The sequence below is a fragment of the Mariniflexile sp. HMF6888 genome (assembly GCF_044335535.1).
In the GTDB taxonomy this organism is placed as follows: Bacteria; Bacteroidota; Bacteroidia; order Flavobacteriales; family Flavobacteriaceae; genus Mariniflexile.
The window spans coordinates 93,954-118,352 of sequence record NZ_JBIQVZ010000008.1 but is presented as its reverse complement, the minus strand read 5'-3'; the positions used below and the strand labels follow the sequence as shown (position 1 = coordinate 118,352).

The following is a 24,399-nucleotide window of genomic DNA, read 5'->3' as shown; positions in this document are numbered from 1 at the left end:
TTATTAATGTTGTAGTGGTTGGAAAAATAAAAAAAGAGCATTTTTTAGAAAATGCTCTTTTTTTATGCGCGATGTTGAAGTAGGTAAATGAAAAGAGCGATACCCTGATAAGGGATTGAGTGAATGTAATGCATCCTACCGCAGACACAAGGCGAACACTAATAATTGCCGCAACTTACACCGTTTAAATGGGTGGTGGAAAAAAGTGGCAATCTTATGTGTTCTAAACTTCAATGTTTGTTCTGAATTGAGCGATATTTTCAGATTCGATTATTTTCTTGATTTCCGAAGTAAGTTCTGCTCCTTGCATGGTTTTACCATCTGCAGTTGTTATTGTTTCACTTTGTGCACAGGCAAATAATGTAGTTAAAAAATTTACTGTTACCAGTGTTATATAAATTGATATGTTTTTAAAGATCATCCTATTCTTAATTTATGTGATTATTATTTTGTTTAAGTGAATTCACATGTATAGGACAAAATGACTTAAAAAAAGGTTACGAAAATTTGTTGAATTTAGCTGTGCCTCAATTTAGGTAAGGCTACAAGCCACAAAAAATGCAATTAATTTATACAACGAAATAAGATTACATTTATCTTTAGACTTTAAAACACCAAATATGGTATACAAATTAACAGCGCAAATTCTCCCGACAGCTATCGGGATTAATCTGTAGCCATATTTCAGGACTAGACATTTTATCTATCATACAAGCTTAAGAAATTATAAGAGTTTACTTTAAAATATGAGGCCTAAAGAATTTAATAGAAATAGCGTGTTAGAAAAGTGCATTGTTCTTTTTTGGAAGGAAGGATACAATGGAACTGGTATCCAGAAAATCGTTGACACAACCATGGTTAATCGATATTCCCTTTATGACGAATTCGAAAATAAGGATGGGATATTAATCGCTTCCCTCAAGCTATATATTGATCGCCATATACCTTGGGAGTTACTATCTAACCCAGATTCAGTAGAAGATATACTATTTCAATTTTACACAAGCTTCTTTAGACCGTCAAAAATCGACAAACATCCAATTGGATGTTACATCTCAACCATGGCGCTAGAACTTAGAGAAACTGATGTGATGCAAGCTTTTTTTAATTCCTATCTTGATGTTTTAAGAGACAAATTCATTCAATTACTTCAAACAAAATCAAACATAAACAAAAATGAAGCGAAACTTGTGGCAGAACAGTTAACCATCTTCTACTGTACTAGCATGGGGATGTATGTCATCTTTTCTCAGCAAGAAACCGAAAAATATATTCAGGACAACTTAAACCTAATCACCAAATGTCTAAACAAGTAGATCAAGCTCAATTAGTTAAAAAGGCGGTGCCAATTTTCTGGAAAAACGGTTATCGAGCTGTTTCGTATCAGAACCTTGCTGACGGGATGGGTATAAGTCACTCCTTCTTATATAATCAATGGGGTAAAGAACAGCTTTTGTTGGATAGTATAGAAAGTTATTTGTCTGAAAACATTGATCCCATATTCCACTACATTGCACATAGTGAAAAAGGAATTGAAGCCATTCGTGAGGTTTATCATGAGGTAGCCAACTCAAACTTTCAAGAGGACCCATGTACTTGTATGCTCATGAATATAGCATTGGAACTAAAAGATGAGGTAAAAAGTTTACGTCCCGTTTATGATCAATTTTTAGAAAACATGAGGAGATCATATAGTGCGGCACTTCATCAATCACACAAAACGGGGGTTATTAAATACGCTGGAGAAATACCAAAATATGTAGAAATGTTAGTAGGCTTAATGTTTGGGTTAAATATCTTACTCCATTATAAATCAAGTAAAGAACTCATCGTTTATATTGATTCATTTTTTGATCTTATTGAATAAAAAGAGCCATCTCAAAATCTAATGGTGCAATTTAAGTCTGCATTTCGATTCTTCAGTGCACTTTGACATGTTATAAATGCATTAACATAACCGGCATTTGAGACGCCCTTTTCATTTAATAAGGTTAAACTTTATTCCATCCAACCTAACTCACGAAGAGTCCAGGGTGCATTCCAGATTTTAGTCATACTTACTATTTTCCCCTCGTCATTCATTTTAAGTGAGTACACATAGTGTGCGTTGGTAGTCTTATTCGTTGGAGGTACCGGACCTCCTTCTCCTGTATGAGTAGCCGTATAAGTGGCAAAAAACAGCGCTGTGTTGCTAGCCTCATCAAAACTTGATGTGTGTAACTCATAAGTGCAACCTGGCGCAATGTTTCCAAATCCAAGCATCCATTCTACGTACTCTTTTACCGTTTTAATCTCAAGTAAAGGTTCGCATTGCCCTTGGAACGAGGCATTTTCTGCTACTAGATCTTTACAAGTATCCCATCCTTTAAGTGATTCACAATTGTGAAAGAATTTTTTAGCGTTTTCAAATAAAGTCATAATATTTTGTTTTTAGTTATTTTTAATACAATAGTATTGAGACCTGAGCATTGGCTAAATAAATTCGTTCAGAAACTTCTTATTGATATTAACTAAATTTGTACTTTATGAATTCTAAAAACGTGTACAACACTGTAGTTCATTGAGTCTTTTACTTATATTGTCCTCAACCAGATAACGGGATTTTATCGCTTGGGATAAAACGACCTTGTCCTCTTCCAACAACTGTTTATGGCAATCCAATAACCTGTTGTGCTCTTGGCCAAGGTATTTGTTCAAGGTCTGAATGGGATACGAGCTACCCCGGTCCCTATTTTTAGAGGAATCCCAATCTTTCTGTTGGACATATCACTTTAGGATGATCTCGGAACGTTTACCGTTAACAGCAATCCTTACATAAATGGATAGTTCCTTGTGTTTGCTTCGGGATTTCCTTGTAAAGAGAACCTCCAAAAAAGTGTTGTTTGTTTACGTTTTAAGAAGCCTTCGTTAAACATTTATTTGCAAAAACAAAAGTCAAATCGTTCTTAAATGTTCCTTAAAACTACAACAATTCTGGTAAATGGGTTTTCACCGATTTGCACACCTTTTATATGATTTTAATTGGTTTCAAATAAAACCATTAAAAACAAAACAAAAAAAAAAAAAAAAAACACTGATAATCATACAATTAACAGTGTTTTGTTTTAACCTATTACTAGGTTCGTCGGGGTGGCAGGAATCCTATTCCCCACTTCATTATGCTATATATCAATCATTTATAAACTCAAAAAACAAGCTGTTAGCCGATTTGTTGACGGGGTTATAAATGACCTTAAAATAAATTGCTTTACTTACTGGTTTTATAAATATTATTAATCACCAAATCAAGGCAATTCAATATTAATTTTATGATAACCATTCATAAATTTACTACCCCAACACTATTTAACTTAAACATTGGCAAATACATGACTATTAAGTTAACGCCCTACTGCCCTACATTCTATTTTAGTTCCAAAATTGAACTACTTATTTTAGAATTTCTGTGGAGGGAACAAATTTTTGTCGAATTTATTAGGTGTCCTAAAATGGGATAGGCTACATTTTTGGATGATGTTTAATATACATTTGAGTTTTAGTTGAATAAAAATGCCATTCCAATTATTATAATATTTTAAACTTCACATAAAAGAAAATTAAACCTCCGAACAATTAAAAACAATAATCATTTCCTTTATTACTAGGTTGCTTAAAAGCAATAGATATAAAAATATACCCCATTTTGTACCCTATTTTTTTTTTCTACTTATGTAGCAAAATCTTAAACTTGCATCCACCAAACTTAACACTACAATGAAAGATTTTGAATTTAAAAAAATTAAAAAAGCGTCATATCCCGAAACGCAAATAAAAACTTTGGATACTTGTTCGAAAATTCTATTTGGGATATCAATTCTTATTTTATTGGCAATAATATTAGTTCAGATCAATTTCTAACGATTTAATTACTTACAATAGCTCCATATTTATTAAAGCATTAACCATAACCCAAGTATAACCACCTTAACACCAAAACTATGAATGAAAAAATTACTTTTTTTGCCCTTCTTACTTTGTTAACATCTGTTACAGTTTTTTCTCAGACCAGCTTTTTTGAGCAAAATTTTGAATCTACCTCACCTATAACCAATTTCAGAAACTCTGATGGCGGAGGTAATTTCACTGAAGCAACATTACTTGAAGGCTCATCCGCGTGCGGATATGGTTCTAAATCGGATGCCTCCACGCATTCCGGAGGCAATATATCCTTTCATGCTACGGAAAATTCTACCTATTTTTTTGGAATGAATCCTGAAGACCCTTGTGGTGGCTATACCAATTGTTACCCACAAAGTGCAACGTTTGATTTATCAGGTCAAACTACTGGCGCTTACTTTAGTTTTAAATATCTTATAACTGCAACCAGTTCTTTTGGACCAACATCGGTTACAATTGAAATCAAAAATAGTAGTTCTACTTTTACTACATTAACTTCTGATGCAGATCTTACGGTTAGGAACCAGTGGACCAATTTTGAAACGCAACTACCAACCTCGGCAAATGTTTCTAACGTTTATATTTCAATTTCTATGGTTGGAGGAAATGGATTTGGTATTGATGACATTGTGGTATCCGATCAAGCAACACTGGCTGTAAAGAATTATAATGCGTCAAATTCTTCGATGTATCCAAATCCCGTGTCCGACAAACTTTTTATAAAAGGAAGTGCAACGATTAGCGCCGTAAAAATATACAACATTCAGGGACAGCTTGTTGAAAGCAGCGACTCCTTCAAAGATTACATTAATGTTAAAGCATTGAAATCCGGATTGTACCTGGTTAAAATCCAATCAGATAAAGGCGAATCGTTCAAAAAAGTTTTGATTTCGCATAATCAATAATGACTTTATTATAAATGATATTAAGGTGCGATTACCAAAAACTTTAACACAAATTCATCTTAAGAAAGTATCATTTATAAAAATTACTTTAGAAGTACCATACCAAATCCCAAAACGCCCCATGAAATCAAAAGCCAAAACTATTTTCAATTTCCTGATTTTTATTTTTTTAGGAACCTATTATTGTTCCAGTCAAAATATGGTATTTGATTGGGCAACCGCCTACATTAATTCACCAAATGCATTACGTCCTGAAAGAATGGCTGCACAAAGTAATGGCATCACCCTAATGGGTGCCAGACTTGATGCATCCGTTGATGCAGACCTCGGGCTAGGGACAAGTACGGTCACAAAAGACCACAACTCCGGACAAGTATACATCAGTTTTGATCCAGACGGTCAGTTTTTATGGGCCAATAAATTAGAATCTGATGATGTATTGACTACAACTTCTATGGTTGCAACCATAAATGGAAGCTTTTATGTAGTTGGTAACTTCAGCACTAATTTAATTGCTACTATAGGCGGGGTTGAACAAACCATAACGGACTCTGGTTATGGCAGTGGGTTTTTAGCTAAATTCAGCGCTACAGGTCAAATAGAATTTATCAAAAACTTTGTAGGCACCTATGCTCAAAACTTTGCGGTTGATGTTGATGGATCAGGAAACGTATTTATTGGAGGCTATTTCTATGATGCTTTATTCTATCCTGCCGGGACTAATGAACCTTCAAATTACTTGGATGTATTTGTTGTAAAACTCAATACCAGTGGTGATTTTCAATGGATATATCGAACAGAAGGCGCTGCAGGTAAAATGCCAGATTACCAAGTTAACGATATAAAAGTAGACTCCAATGGGAATATTAATCTTTGGGGATCCTATAGAGAGCCTAATAGTTACAACTTAGATTTTGAAGAAGGCCCCGGAGTTACAGAGATTGCTTCGACTGACCAATTTTCTTCTTTTTTATTACAAATAAATAGTTCAGGTAATTTTAATTGGGTTAAAAGTTATATGGCGGATGCAGGACCTTTACCTAGGGAGGTTCTTTCCGAAAGCATGGCATTGGACTCAAATGATAATATTTACATTTATGGGAGTGCTTACGGCCTTGTAGCTTTTGATGATGCCAATCCAACGGTTAAAACTGATTTTTCTGCCACAAATACAGAAGGATTTTTTCTTTTGAAATTAAGCAAAGATGGCGTTTTTATTTGGCTTGATCCTTTTGAGGTATATAATGGATTACTCCAACTTTCACAAATAACCATAGCTCCCGATAATACGATTCTGATTACTGGAGCTTTTATTGGCTCAATAGATTTTGACCATACTACCGGAGAGCAAATTATAGATAATAGTACAAGTTATACCGATATTTTTTTCTCCAAGTTTCAAACAGATGGTTCTTTATTACAGGCTTTTAATATTGGACGCAGTGATGCTACAGACACTGCACACGATGTTGTAACCGATGATTATGGAAACATTTATGGTACCGCTTCCTGCTCAACAGGATCTTCAGGATCGTTTTTTATAGGAAATATTGAACTTTCCGGTGCTAATATCCGGTATGTTTATAAAATAAGATCTTGTGGTGCTGAATCGGTAACTCAAATTGACGCATCTACTTTAAGATCCAATTTTAGCAATGCATCTTACCAATGGTTGGATTGTAATAATGGTAATATACCCATATCAGGAGAAACCAACCGTACTTTTACCCCAACAGCATCGGGTAGTTATGCGCTAGAAACTACCAGTTACAACTGCGGCACAGAAATTTCACCTTGTTTTGATCTGGTGACATTGGGCTTAAATGATTTCACCAAAACTTTGAGCGCTTACCCAAACCCAACGGATGGTATAGTCTCAATTGATTTGGGAACGGCGCATTCAAATCTAAATGTTACTGTGGTAAATTCTTTGGGTCAAAAGATTTCAAGTAAATTCTTTAAATCTGCTGAAAAGATTGACGTGGTACTACCTAGCAATCCGGGGGTTTATTTTATCAAATTAAATAATAACAAGTTGATGACTACCATAAAAATTATTAAAAAGTAACCTATGGCTAGACACCTATTTCTATTTTTTTCCGTTTCTTTGAAAATTCAGCTTAAATGAATAACAAGTAGCTAAGAATTCTTTTGAATATTTGATTTGGTTTCCTGCCCAATGCGTTTGATATAATCATCAAGGAATACCTTTGAATCCAGGTTTAATTTTTTCTTAATTCTGGCTCTTGAAGCCTTAACAGCATGTAGGGTAGTATTTCTCAAATTTGCGATTTCATTTCGGGTTAAATCAATCAGAAAAAATGAACAGATTTCTAGATCAGTTTTTGAAAGGTTAGGATGCAATTTTTTTAATCGTCGTAAAAATTCAAAATTAATATCAGAAATATTTTTTCGAATAAGCAACAACTTCGAATCCTCAAGTTCTTTTGATTTTAAATCGGCTAGGATACTCTTCAGATTTACGCCCTCTTCCTTTGCCAGTTTTTTCAGGTTGTTCGCTAGTTTAACCTTGGATTTTAGATGCTCTACGGACTCGTTCATTAGGGAAATTACCTCCTCTTTTTTATTAGTAAGCTCCATTTCTTTCAGTTGCAAATTGGAACTTAAAACATATTTCTCACGTTCCGACTGTCTGTAGCGACTAGCTAAAGCAAACGATAACAGGGAAACTTCCATAATCGAGCCAAGGAGATATATGTTTGAGGTAATTGTATTAATGGGTATAATGGTAAATAAGGTACCAACATAAACGATCATTCCTAAACAGAATGCTAACCAGGCATATATAAAATAAAGCGCAAATCGGTTTCCGTTGCGATAGCATGTAATTCCCGCGTAGAGTGCAAAAATTCCTAAAATCATGACTCCTGAGGCTACTAAACCATTGGTGGTATACATTCCAAATACCTCCATTCTTATAAATTCATACAGAAAAAAACAAGGTTCTAAAATAAGAAGCCCTTTTAAGGCAAAATCGGCAGTTCGGCTATATTTTTTTGTATTCAGAAACCGGATACAAAACATTAGCGCAAGCATCACACTAATGGCTATAATAAAAGGTGGAAACCATTCAAGAAAAAGTCGGTTAGCAATTCCGAATAATTGTTTGGGAACTGCTCGAACAGTTAATTGAGTAAACAAGGAACCAAAACAAAGCAACCCATAAAGGCCATAAGTACTATCTTTCAGTCCTAAACCCAAAAAAATATTATAGATTCCTATAGTTAATAAGGCTCCTATAAGGATAGATACAATTATTAATTCAATTTTCTCTTTTTGAATGTATGAGCTTTGGTCTTCGATGGTTAAATCAAACGATTTTCCATATTTACTCACCACTCTTAGGTAAACAGTTTTTGATTCCTTCGGTTTTAAAACAAAAGGAAAATAAATGGAAGATCCTTTTAAAATTTTATTTTTTTCTTGAACCATCACTCCGGAATGGCGCACCTGATACTTCCCGTTTACTTTTGAAAAGAAGCTGATACTATCCTGAAGCGGTTTTGCAATTCGCAAAATCCGTGAAACGGTCGTGGAGTCCTTATTTTTTAAAAGTATTTTAACCCAATCAGCTTCGGTTCCAAAGCCTAAATTGACGAGGTTGTGCTGGTACGAAGTAAACTTTAGTTGTTCAACCTTGGAAAAAGACTTTTTCCGTGAAACATCTTTAAGTACCGAAATTTCATGAATTTGAACATCAAAATTATCTTTGAATTTTTTTTCCTTGCAAGACCCAAGGCACAAAATAAATACTCCTAACAGAAAAAATTGGATCTTTGGGGATTTGTTAGTTATCCTGAATTTAAAAAACCAGGCTTTATTCATCGAGGATTTATTGATTTTGAGTGATATCATTTACCATTACAATAATAGCACTTTTTATCAATTTGTGGTATTATTATTTCGATTGTTCGGAAAAATACAAACGTTTATCAACTGAATTAAGAAACCCAGTAATGACAAAAGTCAAACTGCCTCTAAATAGCTCCTTTAAATTACAACAATTATGGTAAAAAAGTATTCACCCAATTGTTCACCTTTTTAATGATTTTAAATGCTTTTATTTGATATCAAAGTAATATGCATAAAACAAAAAAAACACTGTTAATCACATGATTAATAGTGTTTTTATTAGAACTGTTTAAAAACAAAATTTGTTTGCTTTTGGTTGTATAAAGATATAAAACTGAAAGACACTATCCATAAAAGGCAGCCCATAAACCCATCCCATTAAAAACGTTTACTGTATGGTATGAAACGAACATTAAAATTATGCGTTATAGCATCCTCCATGATGAAGGTTTTTATGTTTTATTTACAAATTTCAAGTCCATTTTTTGCTGGCAGCAAACAATGATCCATTAAACCCATTATACGTTTCGTTTTATCTTTATTGTGTAAATCGGTTTTTGCTTTTAATTTGTCATGATCTAAAACAGGCAATAAAAGCTTATAAAGTTGATCTTTGGTGAATGGTTTGGTCAAATAATCATTCATCCCACTCTCCAATGCTTTGGTATTTGCTTCGGGGGTCACATTGGCCGATAATCCAAAAATAGCAATATCAGTATCAAACTTTCTTATTAGGTGTGTCGCTTGATAACCGTCCATTATTGGCATGTGTATATCCATAAAAACTATATCATATTTTTTGGTTTCAACTTTATTGACCGCAATTTTACCATTCATGGCAATATCAACTTTTATGTTACTGTCTTCCAGTATTTTTTTAAGTATTACAATATTTATTTTGTTGTCATCCACAATTAAGATGTCTAAATAAGAAAAATCCATATTGACATGGTTCCTATTTAAAATATACATATCTTGTTTTTCTGCCATTTCAAATACTACTGAAACTTCAAATTTAGAACCTTGGTTTAAAACACTGTAAACCTTAATAAAGCCTCCCATCATACGGGCCAGATCTTTACTAATGGCCAGCCCAAGACCACTGCCCTCATGCTGTTTTTTTAAACAGCTATCCAATTGCATAAATCTGTTGAAAATGGTATGCACCTTATACTTGGGAATACCCTTTCCTGAATCCTCAATGGTTATTTTTACTTTTAATTGATTATCTATCTGTTCTTCGGCATATGAGATAATGACTCCTCCTTTAACCGTGAATTTTGAGGCATTTTTAAGAATGTTAATTATAATTTGCGACAATTTGTTTGGATCGCCAATAACATTGGCTCCAAAGGGTTCTTTAAATTTGGAGTTTACATAAAGATCTTTATCATAGAACAGATGCTTGTAGGTATCTATTAATTCATTTATTTTTTGCGATGGGTTGAAACGGATATTTTCTAATTGAATGCACCCTTTTTCAATTCTGTCAATTACCAAAATATCATCAACAATTGATAAAAGGCTGGATGAGGATTTATCCAACAAATCAACATACACTTTATCGGCTTCATTTAATTTGCTGCCTTTTATAATTTGTACAAATCCCAATATGGCATGGAGTGGTGTCCTGATTTCATGGCTCATGTTGGATAAAAATTCTGATTTTGCCTTTGTGGCCTTTTCAGCTCTATTCTTTTCTCTTTTTAGGTTTTGATTGGATTTTGATAATGCCATGCTATATCTTATCGCCCTTTTAGTTCTCACTTCTGCTTTTATACAAAAGTGAATAAGCAAGCATATTAACAAGTCCAAAACGAAACCTATTAGCACGTATAAATTAATGAGGTTGAGCCCGTCCGCTAAAATCGATGATTGGGAAGGGTACATTTTTAAGATCCAGTACTTGCTGTGAAGTTTATCAATTAAAATCTTTTCTTCGTAAACTAAACCATTGGATCTTTTAACAATGTCCTGTTTGTTGTATGTATAGAAAACAGTACCATCACTATCACTCATTTCTATTTGGTATTCATCCTTGTTTTCTGTAATTCTGGAGAGGCTTTCCCTAAAATCCAGACCGGCACTGATTGTGCCTTGAAATTTGTTTTGGAAATACACTGGGACGTCAATTAAAAAGGCTTGCCCACCTTGTCTCATATTTGTCCAAGAGGTTATATTGGTAGTGTTATCAAGACTATGTTCAATCCATTCCTTTTTTCGGTAGTCCACTTTGGAAATATCCAAATTAAGGGCACTCTCATTTCCCATTAAAGGAACAATGCTTTTTATCACCATAGTAGAGTCTATCCATTCAATAAAATGAAAGCACGGATTTTGTTCCAGAAGCAATTGCGCATCTTCTTGCCAATATTGGAAGTTTTTCCCATCCGTATATTCTAACCTCATTTTAAGGTTTTCAATACTTTCTATATCTTGTTCAAAAATCAAACTGAATTCTCGTGAGACCGATTTTCCGGTATGGGCTAGATTTCTATGTATTGCTTGCTTATGGGATTTTATCAGTTCATTCCATATTGCCAATATCAATACTGTAATTAAAACAAAAGAAATTACAGGAAGTGTTACTTCCTTTTTACTTATTTTATAAAACACTTTTATGATTATACTACGATTAGGAGCTCAAAATGAGAGAAGAATCGTTATTAAACTAGCTCCAATACTGGCAAGATACTGGTTATTAATAATATAACCTAACCTATTAGCATAAATATCTTACAACATACCTTTTCTTATAGTCCTTATTTCAGGATAGGTCACAGTTGGACTTGCAACAAAAAGTTGCTGTTGTTTTCATGTTTTCGTCTTTTTGTTAATAATTGTTTATTACCAGACGAAAGCCAAATCACTTTAAAGATACATTTATTTCTCCAACCAATCGATGGATTTTAACAGTTCGGTCAACAAACTTTTAAGAATTATTTTGTTATCCGATTTGTTGCCTTTTTTGATTGCATTGTTTACTTCTTTTTGATTTCATTAAAAATTAAAAAACCTGTAAATCATACGATTAACAGGTTTTTGTTGTTGATTGATATTCTATTGTGTCGGGGTGGCAGGATTCGAACCTGCGACCTCCTGCTCCCAAAGCAGGCGCGATAACCGGGCTACGCTACACCCCGAGGTTAGTTTTATTCTAACGGGATGCAAATATACTTTTTTATATAATATACTCAACAAATATTTTATTTAATTTTAAAAAATCTATTTTTAGACTTTTTATTTTAAATCAAGTTATATTAAGTTTTAAAAACTAATAAATTAACCAAATTCAAATGACCAAACCTAACTTATTCATTTTAAGGAAAACAGTTTTAATAACTGTTTTTTTTATTGGTATTTCTTTTACTTATGCACAACAGATTATAAGAGGTAGAATTATTGATAGTGAAAATGGGACACCTATTCCTAATACAATAATTAAAAATACACAAAACAATACCACTGTAATTTCAAATAATTCAGGTGAATTTGAAGTACAAAAAACAGGAATTTATCAATTTACCCTAACAGGTTATCAAGAAAAAAACGAATATTTAAAGTCTGGTTACACCATTATTCAGCTTGAATTAAATCCTTCAAACTTAAACGAAGTTATAGTAAATACAAATCACATTCCCCAAAAACTACAAAGAGCAAATACAACCATTGACATTATCACTTCTAAAGACATCGAACGTGTAAATACGGTTAATGTCGTTGACGTTTTAAATAGAGTACCCAGTGTGTTTATGCAAACGGGCGCATTAAACACAAACAAAATCTCCATTAGAGGTATTGGCTCTAGAAATCTCTACGGAACCTCTAAAATAAGGGCTTATTTTCAAGACATTCCGTTAACTTCCGGAAATGGGGAAACAACTATTGAAGATTTTGAACTTGGTTCTATTTCGCGTTTTGAAATCATAAAAGGAGCTGGTTCTAGTATCTATGGTGCAGGACTTGGCGGTACCATTCATTTAATTCCAAAAAGTGCTTATCTAAACCAAACTACAGTACAAAGTGATCTTTCTTTTGGGTCTTTCGGACTTATGAAAGGTGTTTTAAACGTAAACCACGGAACTGAAAAACATAGTTTTCGTGCCATTCACAGTAATACACATAGCGACGGATATAGAGACAATAACAACTATGACCGACAAACATTTACCATAAATACCAACCATTTTTTAAGTAACAATGATGACATCACATTTTTGGCCAGCTATGTAGATTTAAAAGGATTTATACCAAGTTCCATAAACGAAAGCACTTTTAAAAACAACCCGAAATCAGCCGCCTTTACGTGGGCACAATCTAAAGGATATGAAGATTCGCAACGTGGTATTCATGGACTATCATGGAACCATCAATATAATAGCAATACAAAACAAGTCACCAGTATTTTTACATCCTTCAAAGAAGCCTACGAACCAAGACCTTTTGATATTCTTACCGAAAACACTTCTGCAATTGGCATCCGAAGTCGTGTCTTAGGCACTATAAAGAAATTGAATTGGACACTTGGTGGTGAATTATTTAAAGACTCTTATAAATCGAGAAATTACGAAAACCTATATCAAGATTATCCCGCAGGCACAGGTAGTGTTAAAGGCGATAAATTCTCGGATTTTAAGGAAAAGCGAACCTATTACAACCTCTTTTTCGAGGCCAATTATACCGCTTCAGAAAAAACGACCCTTTCTATTGGATTGAATTTCAACAAAACATCTTATGATGTATTAGACCGATTTGTTACAGATGAAAACCCTGATCAATCGGGTACTTACAATTTCAAAGGCATGCTATCTCCTAAATTTGGTATTTCACATGTATTTAATGACAACATCAATGCTTACTCTAATATAAGTCATGGTTTTTCGCCACCTTCAACTGCCGAAACTCTATTACCCGATGGTTTAATCAGTCCCCATATAAAACCAGAAACCGGTTGGAATTTTGAATTAGGTACGCGCTCATCTTTCATCAATAATCGTTTACAACTTAATTTAGCATTGTACAGATTGGATGTCAAAAACCTTTTAGTAGCTAGAAGAACGGGCGACGATCAATTTATAGGCGTAAATGCTGGAAGAACCTTGCACAATGGTTTGGAAATGGTTTTAAAATATCAATGGATATCATCGGAAATTATCTCATTAAACCATTATGTTTCGTACACGCTTAACGATTTTAAATTTAAAGAATTTGTTGATGATGGAAACAATTTCTCAAATAACAAACTAACAGGCGTTCCTTCAAACATATTAAATACTGGTATAGACTTTGATACAAAATTAGGACTATATACAACCATTAATTACCAATTTGTTGGACGGATTCCTATGACGGATAGCAATTCACTTTTCACAGACAGTTACAGTTTAACACATATCAAGTTAGGTTACAAACACCCTATTAATAAAAACCTTAAATTAAATGCTTATTTTGGTTTAGATAATGTTTTTGATAAGCACTACGTATCACAAATACTAATTAATGCCACTGGTTTCGGCGGTGCAGCACCAAGATATTATTATCCAGGCAATCCTGTTAATTTTTACACAGGAATAAACGTAAGTTATCTATTTTAACTAAATTTATAAAAAAAAACATGAAACAACTACATATTGCATTCGTTATAATTTTAATCTCTTTAAATGCTTGTGCACAACAATCCGAATCTGCAGTAAAAGCCCAAAATCCTGAAAACGTAAATTATACAACAGAATTAGTTGTTTCAGATATAAACATCCCTTGGGGCATGGCATTTTTGCCTGATGGCAGTATGCTAATAACCGAAAAAGCAGGCGAACTTATTCATTTTAAAAATGGCACAAAAACCTTAATTGAAGGCGTTCCCGAAATATACGTGCGTGGTCAAGGTGGTTTTATGGGCATAAAATTACATCCAAATTACGAAACTAATGGCTGGATTTATTTCTCTTATGCTTCCGCGGAAGGAGAAGGCGATGGTGGCAATACCGCAATTATGCGCGCCAAACTAAAAGACAACAGCTTAGTTGAGAAAGAAGTCCTATATAAGGCATCACCTAACTCAAAAAAAGGACAACATTTTGGCTCCCGTATAGAATTTGATAACGATGGCTATTTATATTTTTCTATTGGCGAACGCGGTGAACGCGATATAAACCCACAAGACATTACCCGTGATTGCGGTAAAATTTACAGACTTCATGACGATGGACGCATTCCAACAGACAACCCTTTCGTTAATTCAGAAAATACAAAACCAGCCATTTATAGTTACGGACACAGAAATCCGCAAGGCTTAATTAAACATCCGGAAACTGGAGACATTTGGGAGCATGAACACGGACCACAAGGTGGTGATGAAATCAATATTATCAAAAAAGGAAAGAACTACGGGTGGCCAGTTATATCCTATGGCATTAACTATGACGGAACACCTTTTACAGATATTACTGAAAAAGAAGGCATGGAACAACCTCTTTTTTATTGGGTACCTTCTATTGCTCCTAGCGGCATGGCATTTGTTACGTCAAATAAATATCCAGATTGGGAAGGAAGCATTCTAGTTGGTTCACTTAAATTTGGATATTTAGAACGTCTTGTTTTAAAAAAGGAAAAAGTTGTGAAACGTGAAAAATTATTAGACAAGATTGGTCGTGTTAGAGACGTTATTCAAGCACCAGATGGCTATATTTACGTGGCAGTAGAAGGCAAAGGCATTGTTAAAATAGTTCCTAAAAGTTAAAAAACAACAAGTATTTACATATGAAATTATTTCAGTTAAGTTTATTCGTTACACTTTCAGTTATATTTACAAGTTTTTCACAAACCAACGCTTTAAAAGCGAGTATAGAACGCGGTGAAGAAATCTACACCGATTTTTGCGTATCCTGCCATTTACCTAATGGGAAAGGTGTCGAAAAAGTCTATCCACCACTTGCCAATTCAGATTATCTGCTTAAAAATAGGGAAGCTAGCATTAAAGGCATTAAATTTGGAATGAGTGGTGAAATTGTTGTTAATGGAAAGAAGTACAACAATGTTATGACGCCTTTAGGTTTAAGTGACGATGAAATTGCCGATGTTATGAATTACATAAACAATAGTTGGGGCAATAAAAACGACAACATAGTAACCGAAGCAGAGGTTTCTAAAATCAAAAAATAAAGTAAGACACAGTGAACTCGTTTAAACTTTTTTGATTGAAGCGAAAATTTAACCTTACGCCAGTTGGGCTCGGTTGAAGATTTTTTTGAGTTGCATAGCAGAACTACAAAAGGAAAAAAGACAATACTTAGCCAATTATAAAAAGTTCAAACGAGTTCTGTAATTGATTTACATTTAACTAACTTTGTAAGACCTAATTAATCAAACTATTCATGCTTATTATAGGAATTGCTGGCGGAACGGGTTGTGGCAAAACAACCGTTGTAAATCAAATACTTAACGAACTTCCTGAAGGCGAGGTTGGCGTTATCTCACAAGATTCTTATTACAAAGACACCACGCATTTAAGTTACGAAGAGCGTATTAAAATAAATTTCGACCACCCCCGATCTATAGATTTTGAGCTTTTGGAAAATCATCTTAAAGATTTAAAAAATGACATTCCAGTACACCAACCCGTGTATTCTTTCGTTAAACATAATAGAACAGGCGATACTATTTTAACGCACCCAAGAAAAGTAATGATTGTTGAAGGCATATTAATTTTAACACATCCAGAATTACGGAATATCTTCGATATTAAAATATTTGTGCACGCCGATAGTGACGAACGCTTAATACGCCGATTAAAACGTGATATTTCTGAACGTGGTAGAGATTTAGACGAAGTGTTAACACGCTATCAAACCACATTAAAACCCATGCACGACCAGTTTATAGAACCCATGAAAGAGTACGCAGACATTATTATACCAAATAACAAATACAACACAGTAGCGGTTGATATTGTTCGCACCATTATTAATAACAAGTTATAAATATGGCTTTTTTTAAGCATAAAATATTCAAACCTTTTAAAAACATATTCATACTCATTTTAGCAGTATTTATAGTTTGGATGCTTTTTTTCGACGCCAATTCGTGGTTAATCCATCATGAATTAAATACCGATATTGATGCTTTGGAAAGTGAAAAAGAATACTATAAAAAAGAAATTGAAAAAGATAATAAAGCTATCAAAACACTAAGCACCAAAAAAGGTTTAGAAAAATTTGCTCGTGAAGAATACTATATGAAACGTGATAATGAGGAAATTTATATCATTGAATATGAAGATAGCTTAAAAACTAAAGAAAATGATTAATGGTTTGTTTGATGAATTCGATTCGGTTTCAGCTAAACAGTGGAAACAAAAAATCCAGTTCGATTTAAACGGTGCTGATTATAACGAAACGCTTATTTGGAAAAGTAATGAAGATATTTCGGTAAAACCATTTTACAATTCAGAAGATTTAAAAACCATCCCAGAAGCCCCAAACACTAGAGCAACTCTATGGCAAATTTGCCAAGCTATTTTTGTTGCAAATGTTGAAAAATCAAACCGAAAAGCCATTAAGGCCATTCAACGAGGTGCAGAAAGCATCAAATTCATCATACCCAATCAAGATATTTCAATTGAAGATTTATTGGAAAACCTTGATGCCATTCCTGTTTTTTTAGAATTCCAATTTCTTTCTGAAACATATATTAAAAAACTAAACGAATGGCAACTTGAGCACAATCGAAAGGTTACTTTAAAAAACAACATCCAAATTCAAACAGACATCATAGGAAACCTTGCTAGGACAGGCAATTGGTTTGACACTATAAATAGCGATTTTACTAAATTCAAATCAATAACCAAACAAACCAAGTCTTTTAAAATCGATGCTACCTTATACCAAAATGCAGGTGCCAACATGGTACAGCAATTGGCTTATGCACTTGCACATGCCAATGAATACTTAAATGCTATTGATAGTGATTTTAACACAGAAACCAAACAAACTTTTCAAATAACCTTTGAGGTTTCCGTAGGTTCTAACTACTTTTTTGAAATCGCCAAATTACGTGCCTTAAGACTGCTTTGGAATACACTAGCTCCAGAATACCACATAAACAGCCATTGCCACATCACAGCAACACCTACAAAACGAAATAAAACCATATACGATTACAACACCAATTTATTACGAAGCACCACCGAATGTATGAGTGCTGTACTTGGTGGCGCCAATACTATTTGTAATTTACCTTATGATGCCATGTATAAAAAAGCCAATACGTTTAGCGAACGAATGGCTCGTAACCAGCTTTTAATTTTAAAGTACGAAAGCTATTTTGATAAGGTAAACAATCCGTCTGATGGTGCTTATTATATAGAATCTTTAACCAGCCAACTTGCAGAAAAAGCCTTAACCCTATTTAAGGATATTGAAGCTAATGGCGGTTTTTTAAAACAATTGAAAGAAGGCACCATTCAACGAAAAATAAAAGAAAGTGCCACCAAAGAACAGCAACAGTTTGATACTGGCGAAACTATTTTATTAGGCACAAACAAACACCCAAACCCTAATGACGCCATGAAAAATGAATTAGAACTTTATCCTTTCGTAAAAACACATCAAAGAAAAACCCTTATAGAACCTATTATTGAAAAACGATTAGCCGAAACATTAGAACAAAAACGATTAAAGCATGAATAGAAACAGCTTCATATTATTTTCTCTTTTAAGTTTTTTAACACTATGCAACATATCCTGTTTAAGCATAGCCAAAGACGTTAAAAGCTGGATAGAAGTTGGCGATATTGAAGACGTTCGAGGTAAATATCATTTTTTAACCGAAGACCAAATAAAAATTTATTTACCAGACGCTTTTAAAAGATATTCAAGAGCTGGATACGAAAAGCTTATAGATTCTTTAGCAAGTAAAGAAAATTACGAACTGGAAATAAAACGCTTGGAGTTTTTACGCAACATGGAAGGTCATTTTTACATCTTTTTTGATGAAGAAACCCGTTCCACCTACACCATTAATACCATGCCGTATATGCCAATGCACAAAGGTGACGCACAGTATATTTTAGGCATGATTTCCATGAATAACGATAAAATCTCAAGAACAACCGATTTGGAATTCACCAAAATCACAGCAAAATACAGTGCCCATGCCGGTACTCAAATTTTTAAGGCAATCCATAAAATCGAAAACACAAAAAAGCAACTCACAAGTTTCAATTCATCATACATCGTATCTGCAAATAGCAAAACTATTTACGTACAATTATTAACAGGTTTTGATGTGAATTTCGACCCTTTTTTACAAAAAATGATATTATAATGTCTAGAAAAAATATTCAGCATATTCATCTAAAGACCGAAATCGGGAAACCGAAATCGGAAGCTTCTGAAACGTTTGTTACAGCTGAAGGGATTGACATAAAATCAACTTACTCAAAACAAGACATTGAAAATTTAAAACACCTCAACTTTGCTGCTGGCATAACCCCAAACCTTCGCGGACCTTACAGTACCATGTATGTCCAAAAACCATGGACTATTAGGCAATATGCAGGATTTTCAACTGCCGAAGATAGCAATGCCTTTTACAGGCGCAACTTGGCAGCAGGACAAAAAGGACTTTCGGTAGCGTTCGATTTAGCCACACACAGAGGTTACGATAGCGACCATGAGCGTGTTATGGGCGATGTTGGAAAAGCAGGTGTAGCCATAGATTCGGTGGAAGATATGAAACGGCTTTTCGACCAAATTCCACTCGATGAAATGAGTGTCTCCATGACTATGAATGGCGCTGTTTTGCCCATTATGGCATTCTATATTGTGGCAGCACAAGAACAAGGCGTTAAAACAGAACAACTTTCCGGTACCATTCAAAATGATATCTTAAAAGAGTTTATGGTGCGTAACACTTATATCTATCCACCTAAACCATCCATGAAAATCATATCGGATATTTTTGAATACACTAGTAAAAATATGCCAAAATTCAATAGCATCAGTATTTCGGGGTATCACATGCAAGAAGCTGGTGCCACTTGCGATATTGAGTTGGCATACACATTGGCTGATGGGTTAGAATATATAAGAAAAGGGTTAGACGCAGGCATGGATATAGACACATTTGCCCCTCGCCTTTCGTTTTTTTGGGCGATTGGCATGAATCATTTTATGGAAATTTCCAAAATGCGGGCTGCACGCATGCTATGGGCAAAATTGGTAAAGCAATTCCATCCTAAAAACGAAAAATCGTTAGTTTTAAGAACACATTGCCAAACTTCTGGTTGGAGTTTAACAGAACAAGACCCATTTAATAATATAGCTAGAACCACTATTGAAGCGGCGGCGGCGGCTTTTGGTGGCACGCAAAGTTTACACACCAATGCTCTAGACGAAGCCATTGCGTTACCAACCGATTTTTCGGCACGAATTGCCAGAAATACACAACTGTTTTTACAAGAAGAAACTAAAATAACAAAAACGGTCGATCCTTGGGCGGGCAGTTTTTATGTTGAAAAATTAACCCATGATATTGCAAAAAAAGCATGGGCACTTATTGAAGAAATTGAAGCACTTGGTGGTATGACCAAAGCTATTGAAGCAGGCATACCCAAAATGCGTATTGAACAAGCAGCAACAAAAAAACAAGCGCGTATTGACTCCAATCAAGATATTATTGTGGGTGTCAACAAGTTCAAGCTTAGTAAAGAAGACCCCATAGCAACACTTGAAGTTGATAATGAAACGGTACGCAGACAACAAATTGAGCGTTTAAACACCATTAAAGCCGAAAGAAATTCTGAAAAAGTAAACATAGCCTTATCAAAATTAACAGAGGCGGCTAAATTTTATGTAAATTTGAATAGTAAATCTGGGCAAGATTTCACATCTAAACTAAAAGATCCCCATCTTCGTGGGAATGAGAATTTATTAGCTTTAGCTGTTGAAGCAGCTCGAGAGCGTGCCACATTAGGAGAAATTAGTGACGCACTTGAAGAAGTATTTGGACGTTATAAAGCTGAAATAAAATCGTTTTCTGGTGTGTATAGCAAAGAAATAAAAAATGATGCCTCGTTTAAAAAGGCACAAGAATTAGCCGATATTTTCGCCAAGCAAGAAGGGCGAAGGCCTCGTATTATGATTGCTAAAATGGGGCAAGACGGACATGACCGTGGTGCTAAAATAGTTGCTACAGGTTATGCCGATGTAGGTTTTGATGTCGATATTGGCCCACTTTTTCAAACACCACAAGAAGTGGCAAAACAAGCCATCGAAAATGATGTGCATATTCTAGGTGTTTCATCGCAAGCAGCTGGACACAAAACACTTGTACCACAAGTTATTGCGGAACTTAAAAAATATGGCCGCCATGATATTATGGTTATTGTTGGTGGTGTCATACCTAAACAAGACTACCCATTTTTACTAGATGCAGGTGCCACAGCCATATTTGGCCCAGGTACCAAAATTAGCGATGCAGCCATTGATATTTTAGAGATTTTGATAGACACTAATTAAAATAAGGCTGTATAAAAAGTCCTTTAAATTTAGTTTGTCAGGTTGAGCTTGTCGAAACCGATATTGATTACCAATAAGTTAAAATATTTCGACACCCTCAATATGACATGGAACTAGACTTTTTATACAGCCTCATTAAACCCACATTATGCCATGGAATGAAAAAAGTTAATCCACCTTTTCATCTTTGTTTTTAATTTCATGCTCAACAAAATCACCTGCGTTAACAACAGTCCATTTGTCAAAAGTTTTAAAGTATTTTTTAATTACTTTATTAACATCCGCAACGGTTAATGCTGTTATTTTATCTTCAATCTCTTTGTGAAACATCATATCCCTATCATAATACAAGTTATTATTAATCAATCCAGAGAGTTCATTATCTTTTGCTCTAGAGACATTCTCACCTTGCACCCAACTGGTAATGGCAACTTTTAATTCTTCTTCGGTAATCCCTTCTTTTATAAAACGTTCTATTTCTTCTTTAAAGCCCGTTTGTACTTTTGCAGCATTTTCTGGTGCATAAATAGCATAGACTAGCATTGATGAATTTTTGTCATTTTTATCTGCATCAACACGAACTTGTCCTCCAGCCCCATAACTAACACCATCTTGTTGGCGTAATCGTGTGGTAATTCTGGAACTTAAAACACCGCCGCCAAAAATCTCTCCTGCTATTTGTAAAGCAGCATAATCTTTATCAACCTGACTGCTTTCAAAAGGCAAAACACCTATGCTTATGGCATTTTTCTTGTCTGGTGTTTTTATACTCTCATTAGCCTCCTTGTTAGGTGCAAATGTATCGGCTATAGGTGCATATGGTTTGTTCGACTTAAAATCGGCATATTCGGTTTCAAAATAATTTTTCAATGTCTGCTCGTCAATATTCCCTATGGCAATTAAAGTAGCGTTATCTGAAAGTCCATAAAACGTTTTATAATAATCTTGAATAGCCTGAACTGTAACAGCATTAATATCTTGAATATCTTCCTCTATGGTTGTAGCATAAAGTGGATGTCCTTTTTTATACTTTTGATTTAGCAGTCTTAACCTTTTGCTAGCCAAAAACTGAGGTTCTGTTTTATTTTGTTCAATACCCGCCAACTCTTGTGTTTTAAGCTTGTCTAGCTCATCTGCATCAAATTTTGGGTGCTTTAACATATCGGTCATTAAAGCCAATGCTTCCATAAGATGTTCTTCAGTTGTATTAATACTTGCAGTTACACGACCATTGGAACCGTTAAAGGAAATAGATGATTTTATAGCACTCAATTTGTCTTCAATGTCCTGTCTTGAATTGTTCAGGGTGCCTTTATTAAGCATTCTAGCCGTATAGCTTGCCACCTTGCCTTTATTCATAAAATCGTTTACATTTCCATTTCTAAAAGTAAAGGATAGTGTTACCGTTTTACCACGATTATCTTTTTTAATAAAACCATACTCTATAGGTGTTTTTTGCAATATCCCAGAATTCAATCTGCTTTGAATGTTGTCATAAGATACATCAAAAGCTTCACCTGCTCCGTAGCCTTCTTTTCCTTTATAGCTAGAAACCAATGCTTCAATACCTTCCGTATGTTCAATTTCTATTCTAATTGGTTGTTTGCTTGGTATAAAATTCCCTACGGTTCTATTGGTATTAATTAAATAACGTTGGATGGCTGTGTTAACCTTATCAGCAGTCATACTTTCAACCCTATCGCGATGAATAAAGGACAACCTCCAATCACCAGCACCAATAAATTCACTCATATAAGTACCCAAATACGCCGAATTTCTGCTTATTTGATCATATTTCTTCAATAAATTGGCTTTAGCTCTATTTACCTCTTCTTCAGTTACCGGTTCATCTTTAAAACCATCTAGTGTAGAAAGCAATGTGGTTTCAGCTTCAGTTATTAATTTATCTGATGGCACATCTACGTTAAAATACAAAAACGAAGGTTCTTTTGTAAATGGTGAGTAGGACCATACTGAAGAAGCTTTCTTACCATCAACTAGTGCTTTATAAAGTCTTCCCGAAGGCTGGTCGGTTAAAATTTCTTCTGCAATTGCCATGGCTGCATAGTCTTCATGGGAACCAGCAGGTATGTGATATAAAGTGGAAACAATTTGCAAATCGCCTACTCTGCTGACTGTTACACGCTTTTCTCCATCTTGCGCTGGTTCAATAGTTGGGATATCTCGAAGTGGTACGTTAGGGTTTTTAACACCTGAAAACTTTTTATCTATTAGAGCTAAAGTTTTATCTGTTTCAAATTTCCCAGTTACCATCAATACAGCATTATCTGGTCGGTAATACTTTTTGTAAAATGCTTGTAGATTTTCGATAGGAACACGCTCAATATCCGAACGATTACCAATGGTAGAATTTCCATAATTATGCCACATGTAAGCTGCGTCAATGACCTTTTGCATTAACACTCTTGATGGGGAGTTTTCTCCACTTTCAAATTCATTTCTAACTACTGAAAATTCCGATTCTAAATCTTTTTTTGCTACATATGAATTTACCATCCTATCTGCCTCCAAATCTAAAGCCCATTCCAAATTTTCATCATTTGCATTAAAAGTTTCAAAATAATTGGTTCGATCGTAATAAGTCGTTCCATTGGGCCTAGCCCCTCGAGCGGTTAATTCTTTAGGTATATCAGGATGATTGGGCGTGCCTTTAAACAGCATGTGCTCCAATAAATGAGCCATGCCTTTTTCACCATAACCTTCATGCCTAGACCCTACTAAATACGTTAAATTTACGGTGATGGTTTGAGATGAATTATCCGGAAATAACAAGACCTTCAATCCATTATCAAGCATGTATTCGGTAATACCTTCAACACTGGCCATTTTTTTAATTTGGGCTTCTAATGTTAATGATGTTACCATCAACATTACAGAAATCATTAATAATTTCATGTTTTGATTGATTTTATTCATAATTACAATGGTATTTTTTCAAAAATAATAATTAAAAACAAAAAAATCATTTTAAACATGTTAAATTTATTACAAATAAACTCTAATTTTAATTTAACTTATCATTTGATCTCATGTGTAAAGACTGTCTAAGTTTTATCCTTTGGTTCTTTATGCGTCTTTTTCCACAATACTTAATCGCAACTGTGGCTATCACCCTCAAAACACCCTCGTCTGACGATAAAATACAC

The 24,399-nt window shown here is 34.4% G+C and carries 17 protein-coding genes and 1 tRNA gene; 12 read left to right on the top strand and 6 right to left on the bottom strand.

Annotation, left to right across the window (positions count from 1 at the left end; all coding sequences use genetic code 11):
• Window positions 1–223: 223 nt before the first annotated feature.
• The gene (locus ACGLWY_RS15660; RefSeq protein ID WP_396620607.1) at window positions 224–421 is read right to left on the bottom strand and encodes a hypothetical protein; all 198 of its coding nucleotides are present in this window, start codon (window positions 419–421) and stop codon (window positions 224–226) included.
• 325 nt (window positions 422–746) lie between these two features.
• Here ACGLWY_RS15660 and ACGLWY_RS15655 point away from each other — a divergent pair, with 325 nt between their 5' ends.
• Window positions 747–1,316, top strand: a complete 570-nt coding sequence (locus tag ACGLWY_RS15655) for a TetR/AcrR family transcriptional regulator (RefSeq protein ID WP_396620606.1) — start codon at window positions 747–749, stop codon at window positions 1,314–1,316.
• Window positions 1,301–1,867, top strand: coding sequence for a TetR/AcrR family transcriptional regulator (locus ACGLWY_RS15650; RefSeq protein ID WP_396620605.1), 567 nt, complete (start codon window positions 1,301–1,303; stop codon window positions 1,865–1,867). The genes ACGLWY_RS15655 and ACGLWY_RS15650 overlap by 16 nt, the downstream gene beginning before the upstream one ends.
• Before the next feature lie 131 nt (window positions 1,868–1,998).
• Here the strand turns inward: ACGLWY_RS15650 and ACGLWY_RS15645 are convergent, their stop codons facing one another.
• Window positions 1,999–2,418 (bottom strand): nuclear transport factor 2 family protein, encoded by a 420-nt coding sequence (locus ACGLWY_RS15645; RefSeq protein WP_396620604.1) that lies wholly within the window; start codon window positions 2,416–2,418, stop codon window positions 1,999–2,001.
• Between the two features lie 1,559 nt (window positions 2,419–3,977).
• On the opposite strand from ACGLWY_RS15645, the gene ACGLWY_RS15640 reads away from it, so the two are divergent.
• Together ACGLWY_RS15640 and ACGLWY_RS15635 are read left to right on the top strand one after the other, a co-directional pair.
• Window positions 3,978–4,841, top strand: a complete 864-nt coding sequence (locus ACGLWY_RS15640) for a T9SS type A sorting domain-containing protein (RefSeq protein WP_396620603.1) — start codon at window positions 3,978–3,980, stop codon at window positions 4,839–4,841.
• Window positions 4,842–4,866: 25 nt separating this feature from the next.
• A complete protein-coding gene (locus ACGLWY_RS15635) occupies window positions 4,867–6,909 on the top strand; it encodes a T9SS type A sorting domain-containing protein (RefSeq protein WP_396620602.1) in 2,043 nt (680 codons plus the stop codon).
• A gap of 71 nt (window positions 6,910–6,980) precedes the next feature.
• On the opposite strand, the gene ACGLWY_RS15630 is transcribed toward ACGLWY_RS15635, so the two are convergent.
• The 3 genes from ACGLWY_RS15630 to ACGLWY_RS15620 all read right to left on the bottom strand — a co-directional run bounded on the left by ACGLWY_RS15630 (window position 6,981) and on the right by ACGLWY_RS15620 (window position 11,857).
• Complete coding sequence (locus tag ACGLWY_RS15630) at window positions 6,981–8,687, bottom strand: 7TM diverse intracellular signaling domain-containing protein (protein ID WP_396620601.1); 1,707 nt, start codon at window positions 8,685–8,687, stop codon at window positions 6,981–6,983.
• Window positions 8,688–9,173: 486 nt separating this feature from the next.
• Complete coding sequence (locus tag ACGLWY_RS15625; RefSeq protein WP_396620600.1) at window positions 9,174–11,330, bottom strand: response regulator; 2,157 nt, start codon at window positions 11,328–11,330, stop codon at window positions 9,174–9,176.
• Between the two features lie 452 nt (window positions 11,331–11,782).
• Window positions 11,783–11,857, bottom strand: a tRNA-Pro gene (locus ACGLWY_RS15620).
• Between the two features lie 153 nt (window positions 11,858–12,010).
• On the opposite strand from ACGLWY_RS15620, the gene ACGLWY_RS15615 reads away from it, so the two are divergent.
• From ACGLWY_RS15615 to scpA, 8 genes are all read left to right on the top strand, one after another.
• Entirely contained in the window at window positions 12,011–14,308 is a 2,298-nt protein-coding gene (locus tag ACGLWY_RS15615; protein WP_396620599.1) for a TonB-dependent receptor, read from the top strand.
• Between the two features lie 20 nt (window positions 14,309–14,328).
• Window positions 14,329–15,453 carry a PQQ-dependent sugar dehydrogenase gene (locus ACGLWY_RS15610; RefSeq protein ID WP_396620598.1) on the top strand — a complete coding sequence of 375 codons (1,125 nt, stop codon included), beginning with the start codon at window positions 14,329–14,331 and terminating at the stop codon, window positions 15,451–15,453.
• 20 nt (window positions 15,454–15,473) lie between these two features.
• The gene (locus tag ACGLWY_RS15605; RefSeq protein ID WP_396620597.1) at window positions 15,474–15,875 is read left to right on the top strand and encodes a c-type cytochrome; all 402 of its coding nucleotides are present in this window, start codon (window positions 15,474–15,476) and stop codon (window positions 15,873–15,875) included.
• 212 nt (window positions 15,876–16,087) lie between these two features.
• Window positions 16,088–16,693 carry a uridine kinase gene (udk, locus tag ACGLWY_RS15600; RefSeq protein ID WP_396620596.1) on the top strand — a complete coding sequence of 202 codons (606 nt, stop codon included), beginning with the start codon at window positions 16,088–16,090 and terminating at the stop codon, window positions 16,691–16,693.
• 2 nt (window positions 16,694–16,695) lie between these two features.
• The gene (locus tag ACGLWY_RS15595; RefSeq protein ID WP_396620595.1) at window positions 16,696–17,019 is read left to right on the top strand and encodes a septum formation initiator family protein; all 324 of its coding nucleotides are present in this window, start codon (window positions 16,696–16,698) and stop codon (window positions 17,017–17,019) included.
• Entirely contained in the window at window positions 17,012–18,400 is a 1,389-nt protein-coding gene (locus ACGLWY_RS15590; RefSeq protein ID WP_396620594.1) for a methylmalonyl-CoA mutase subunit beta, read from the top strand. The genes ACGLWY_RS15595 and ACGLWY_RS15590 overlap by 8 nt, the downstream gene beginning before the upstream one ends.
• A complete protein-coding gene (locus tag ACGLWY_RS15585; RefSeq protein WP_396620593.1) occupies window positions 18,393–19,037 on the top strand; it encodes a hypothetical protein in 645 nt (214 codons plus the stop codon). Before ACGLWY_RS15590 ends, ACGLWY_RS15585 begins: the two co-directional genes overlap by 8 nt.
• The gene (gene scpA / locus ACGLWY_RS15580; RefSeq protein WP_396620592.1) at window positions 19,037–21,232 is read left to right on the top strand and encodes a methylmalonyl-CoA mutase; all 2,196 of its coding nucleotides are present in this window, start codon (window positions 19,037–19,039) and stop codon (window positions 21,230–21,232) included. Before ACGLWY_RS15585 ends, scpA begins: the two co-directional genes overlap by 1 nt.
• A 168-nt stretch (window positions 21,233–21,400) precedes the next feature.
• Here the strand turns inward: scpA and ACGLWY_RS15575 are convergent, their stop codons facing one another.
• The gene (locus ACGLWY_RS15575; protein WP_396620591.1) at window positions 21,401–24,169 is read right to left on the bottom strand and encodes a M16 family metallopeptidase; all 2,769 of its coding nucleotides are present in this window, start codon (window positions 24,167–24,169) and stop codon (window positions 21,401–21,403) included.
• Between the last annotated feature and the right edge of the window lie 230 nt (window positions 24,170–24,399).

What these genes read in the sequence shown, in the direction of transcription:
- ACGLWY_RS15660 (WP_396620607.1), bottom strand. Translation starts at nt 421, where the DNA reads ATGATCTTTAAAAACATATCAATTTATATAACACTGGTAACAGTAAAT.
- ACGLWY_RS15655 (WP_396620606.1), top strand. Translation starts at nt 747, where the DNA reads ATGAGGCCTAAAGAATTTAATAGAAATAGCGTGTTAGAAAAGTGCATT.
- ACGLWY_RS15650 (WP_396620605.1), top strand. Translation starts at nt 1,301, where the DNA reads ATGTCTAAACAAGTAGATCAAGCTCAATTAGTTAAAAAGGCGGTGCCA.
- ACGLWY_RS15645 (WP_396620604.1), bottom strand. Translation starts at nt 2,418, where the DNA reads ATGACTTTATTTGAAAACGCTAAAAAATTCTTTCACAATTGTGAATCA.
- ACGLWY_RS15640 (WP_396620603.1), top strand. Translation starts at nt 3,978, where the DNA reads ATGAATGAAAAAATTACTTTTTTTGCCCTTCTTACTTTGTTAACATCT.
- ACGLWY_RS15630 (WP_396620601.1), bottom strand. Translation starts at nt 8,687, where the DNA reads ATGAATAAAGCCTGGTTTTTTAAATTCAGGATAACTAACAAATCCCCA.
- ACGLWY_RS15615 (WP_396620599.1), top strand. Translation starts at nt 12,011, where the DNA reads ATGACCAAACCTAACTTATTCATTTTAAGGAAAACAGTTTTAATAACT.
- ACGLWY_RS15610 (WP_396620598.1), top strand. Translation starts at nt 14,329, where the DNA reads ATGAAACAACTACATATTGCATTCGTTATAATTTTAATCTCTTTAAAT.
- ACGLWY_RS15605 (WP_396620597.1), top strand. Translation starts at nt 15,474, where the DNA reads ATGAAATTATTTCAGTTAAGTTTATTCGTTACACTTTCAGTTATATTT.
- udk (WP_396620596.1), top strand. Translation starts at nt 16,088, where the DNA reads ATGCTTATTATAGGAATTGCTGGCGGAACGGGTTGTGGCAAAACAACC.
- ACGLWY_RS15595 (WP_396620595.1), top strand. Translation starts at nt 16,696, where the DNA reads ATGGCTTTTTTTAAGCATAAAATATTCAAACCTTTTAAAAACATATTC.
- ACGLWY_RS15590 (WP_396620594.1), top strand. Translation starts at nt 17,012, where the DNA reads ATGATTAATGGTTTGTTTGATGAATTCGATTCGGTTTCAGCTAAACAG.
- ACGLWY_RS15585 (WP_396620593.1), top strand. Translation starts at nt 18,393, where the DNA reads ATGAATAGAAACAGCTTCATATTATTTTCTCTTTTAAGTTTTTTAACA.
- scpA (WP_396620592.1), top strand. Translation starts at nt 19,037, where the DNA reads ATGTCTAGAAAAAATATTCAGCATATTCATCTAAAGACCGAAATCGGG.
- ACGLWY_RS15575 (WP_396620591.1), bottom strand. Translation starts at nt 24,169, where the DNA reads ATGAATAAAATCAATCAAAACATGAAATTATTAATGATTTCTGTAATG.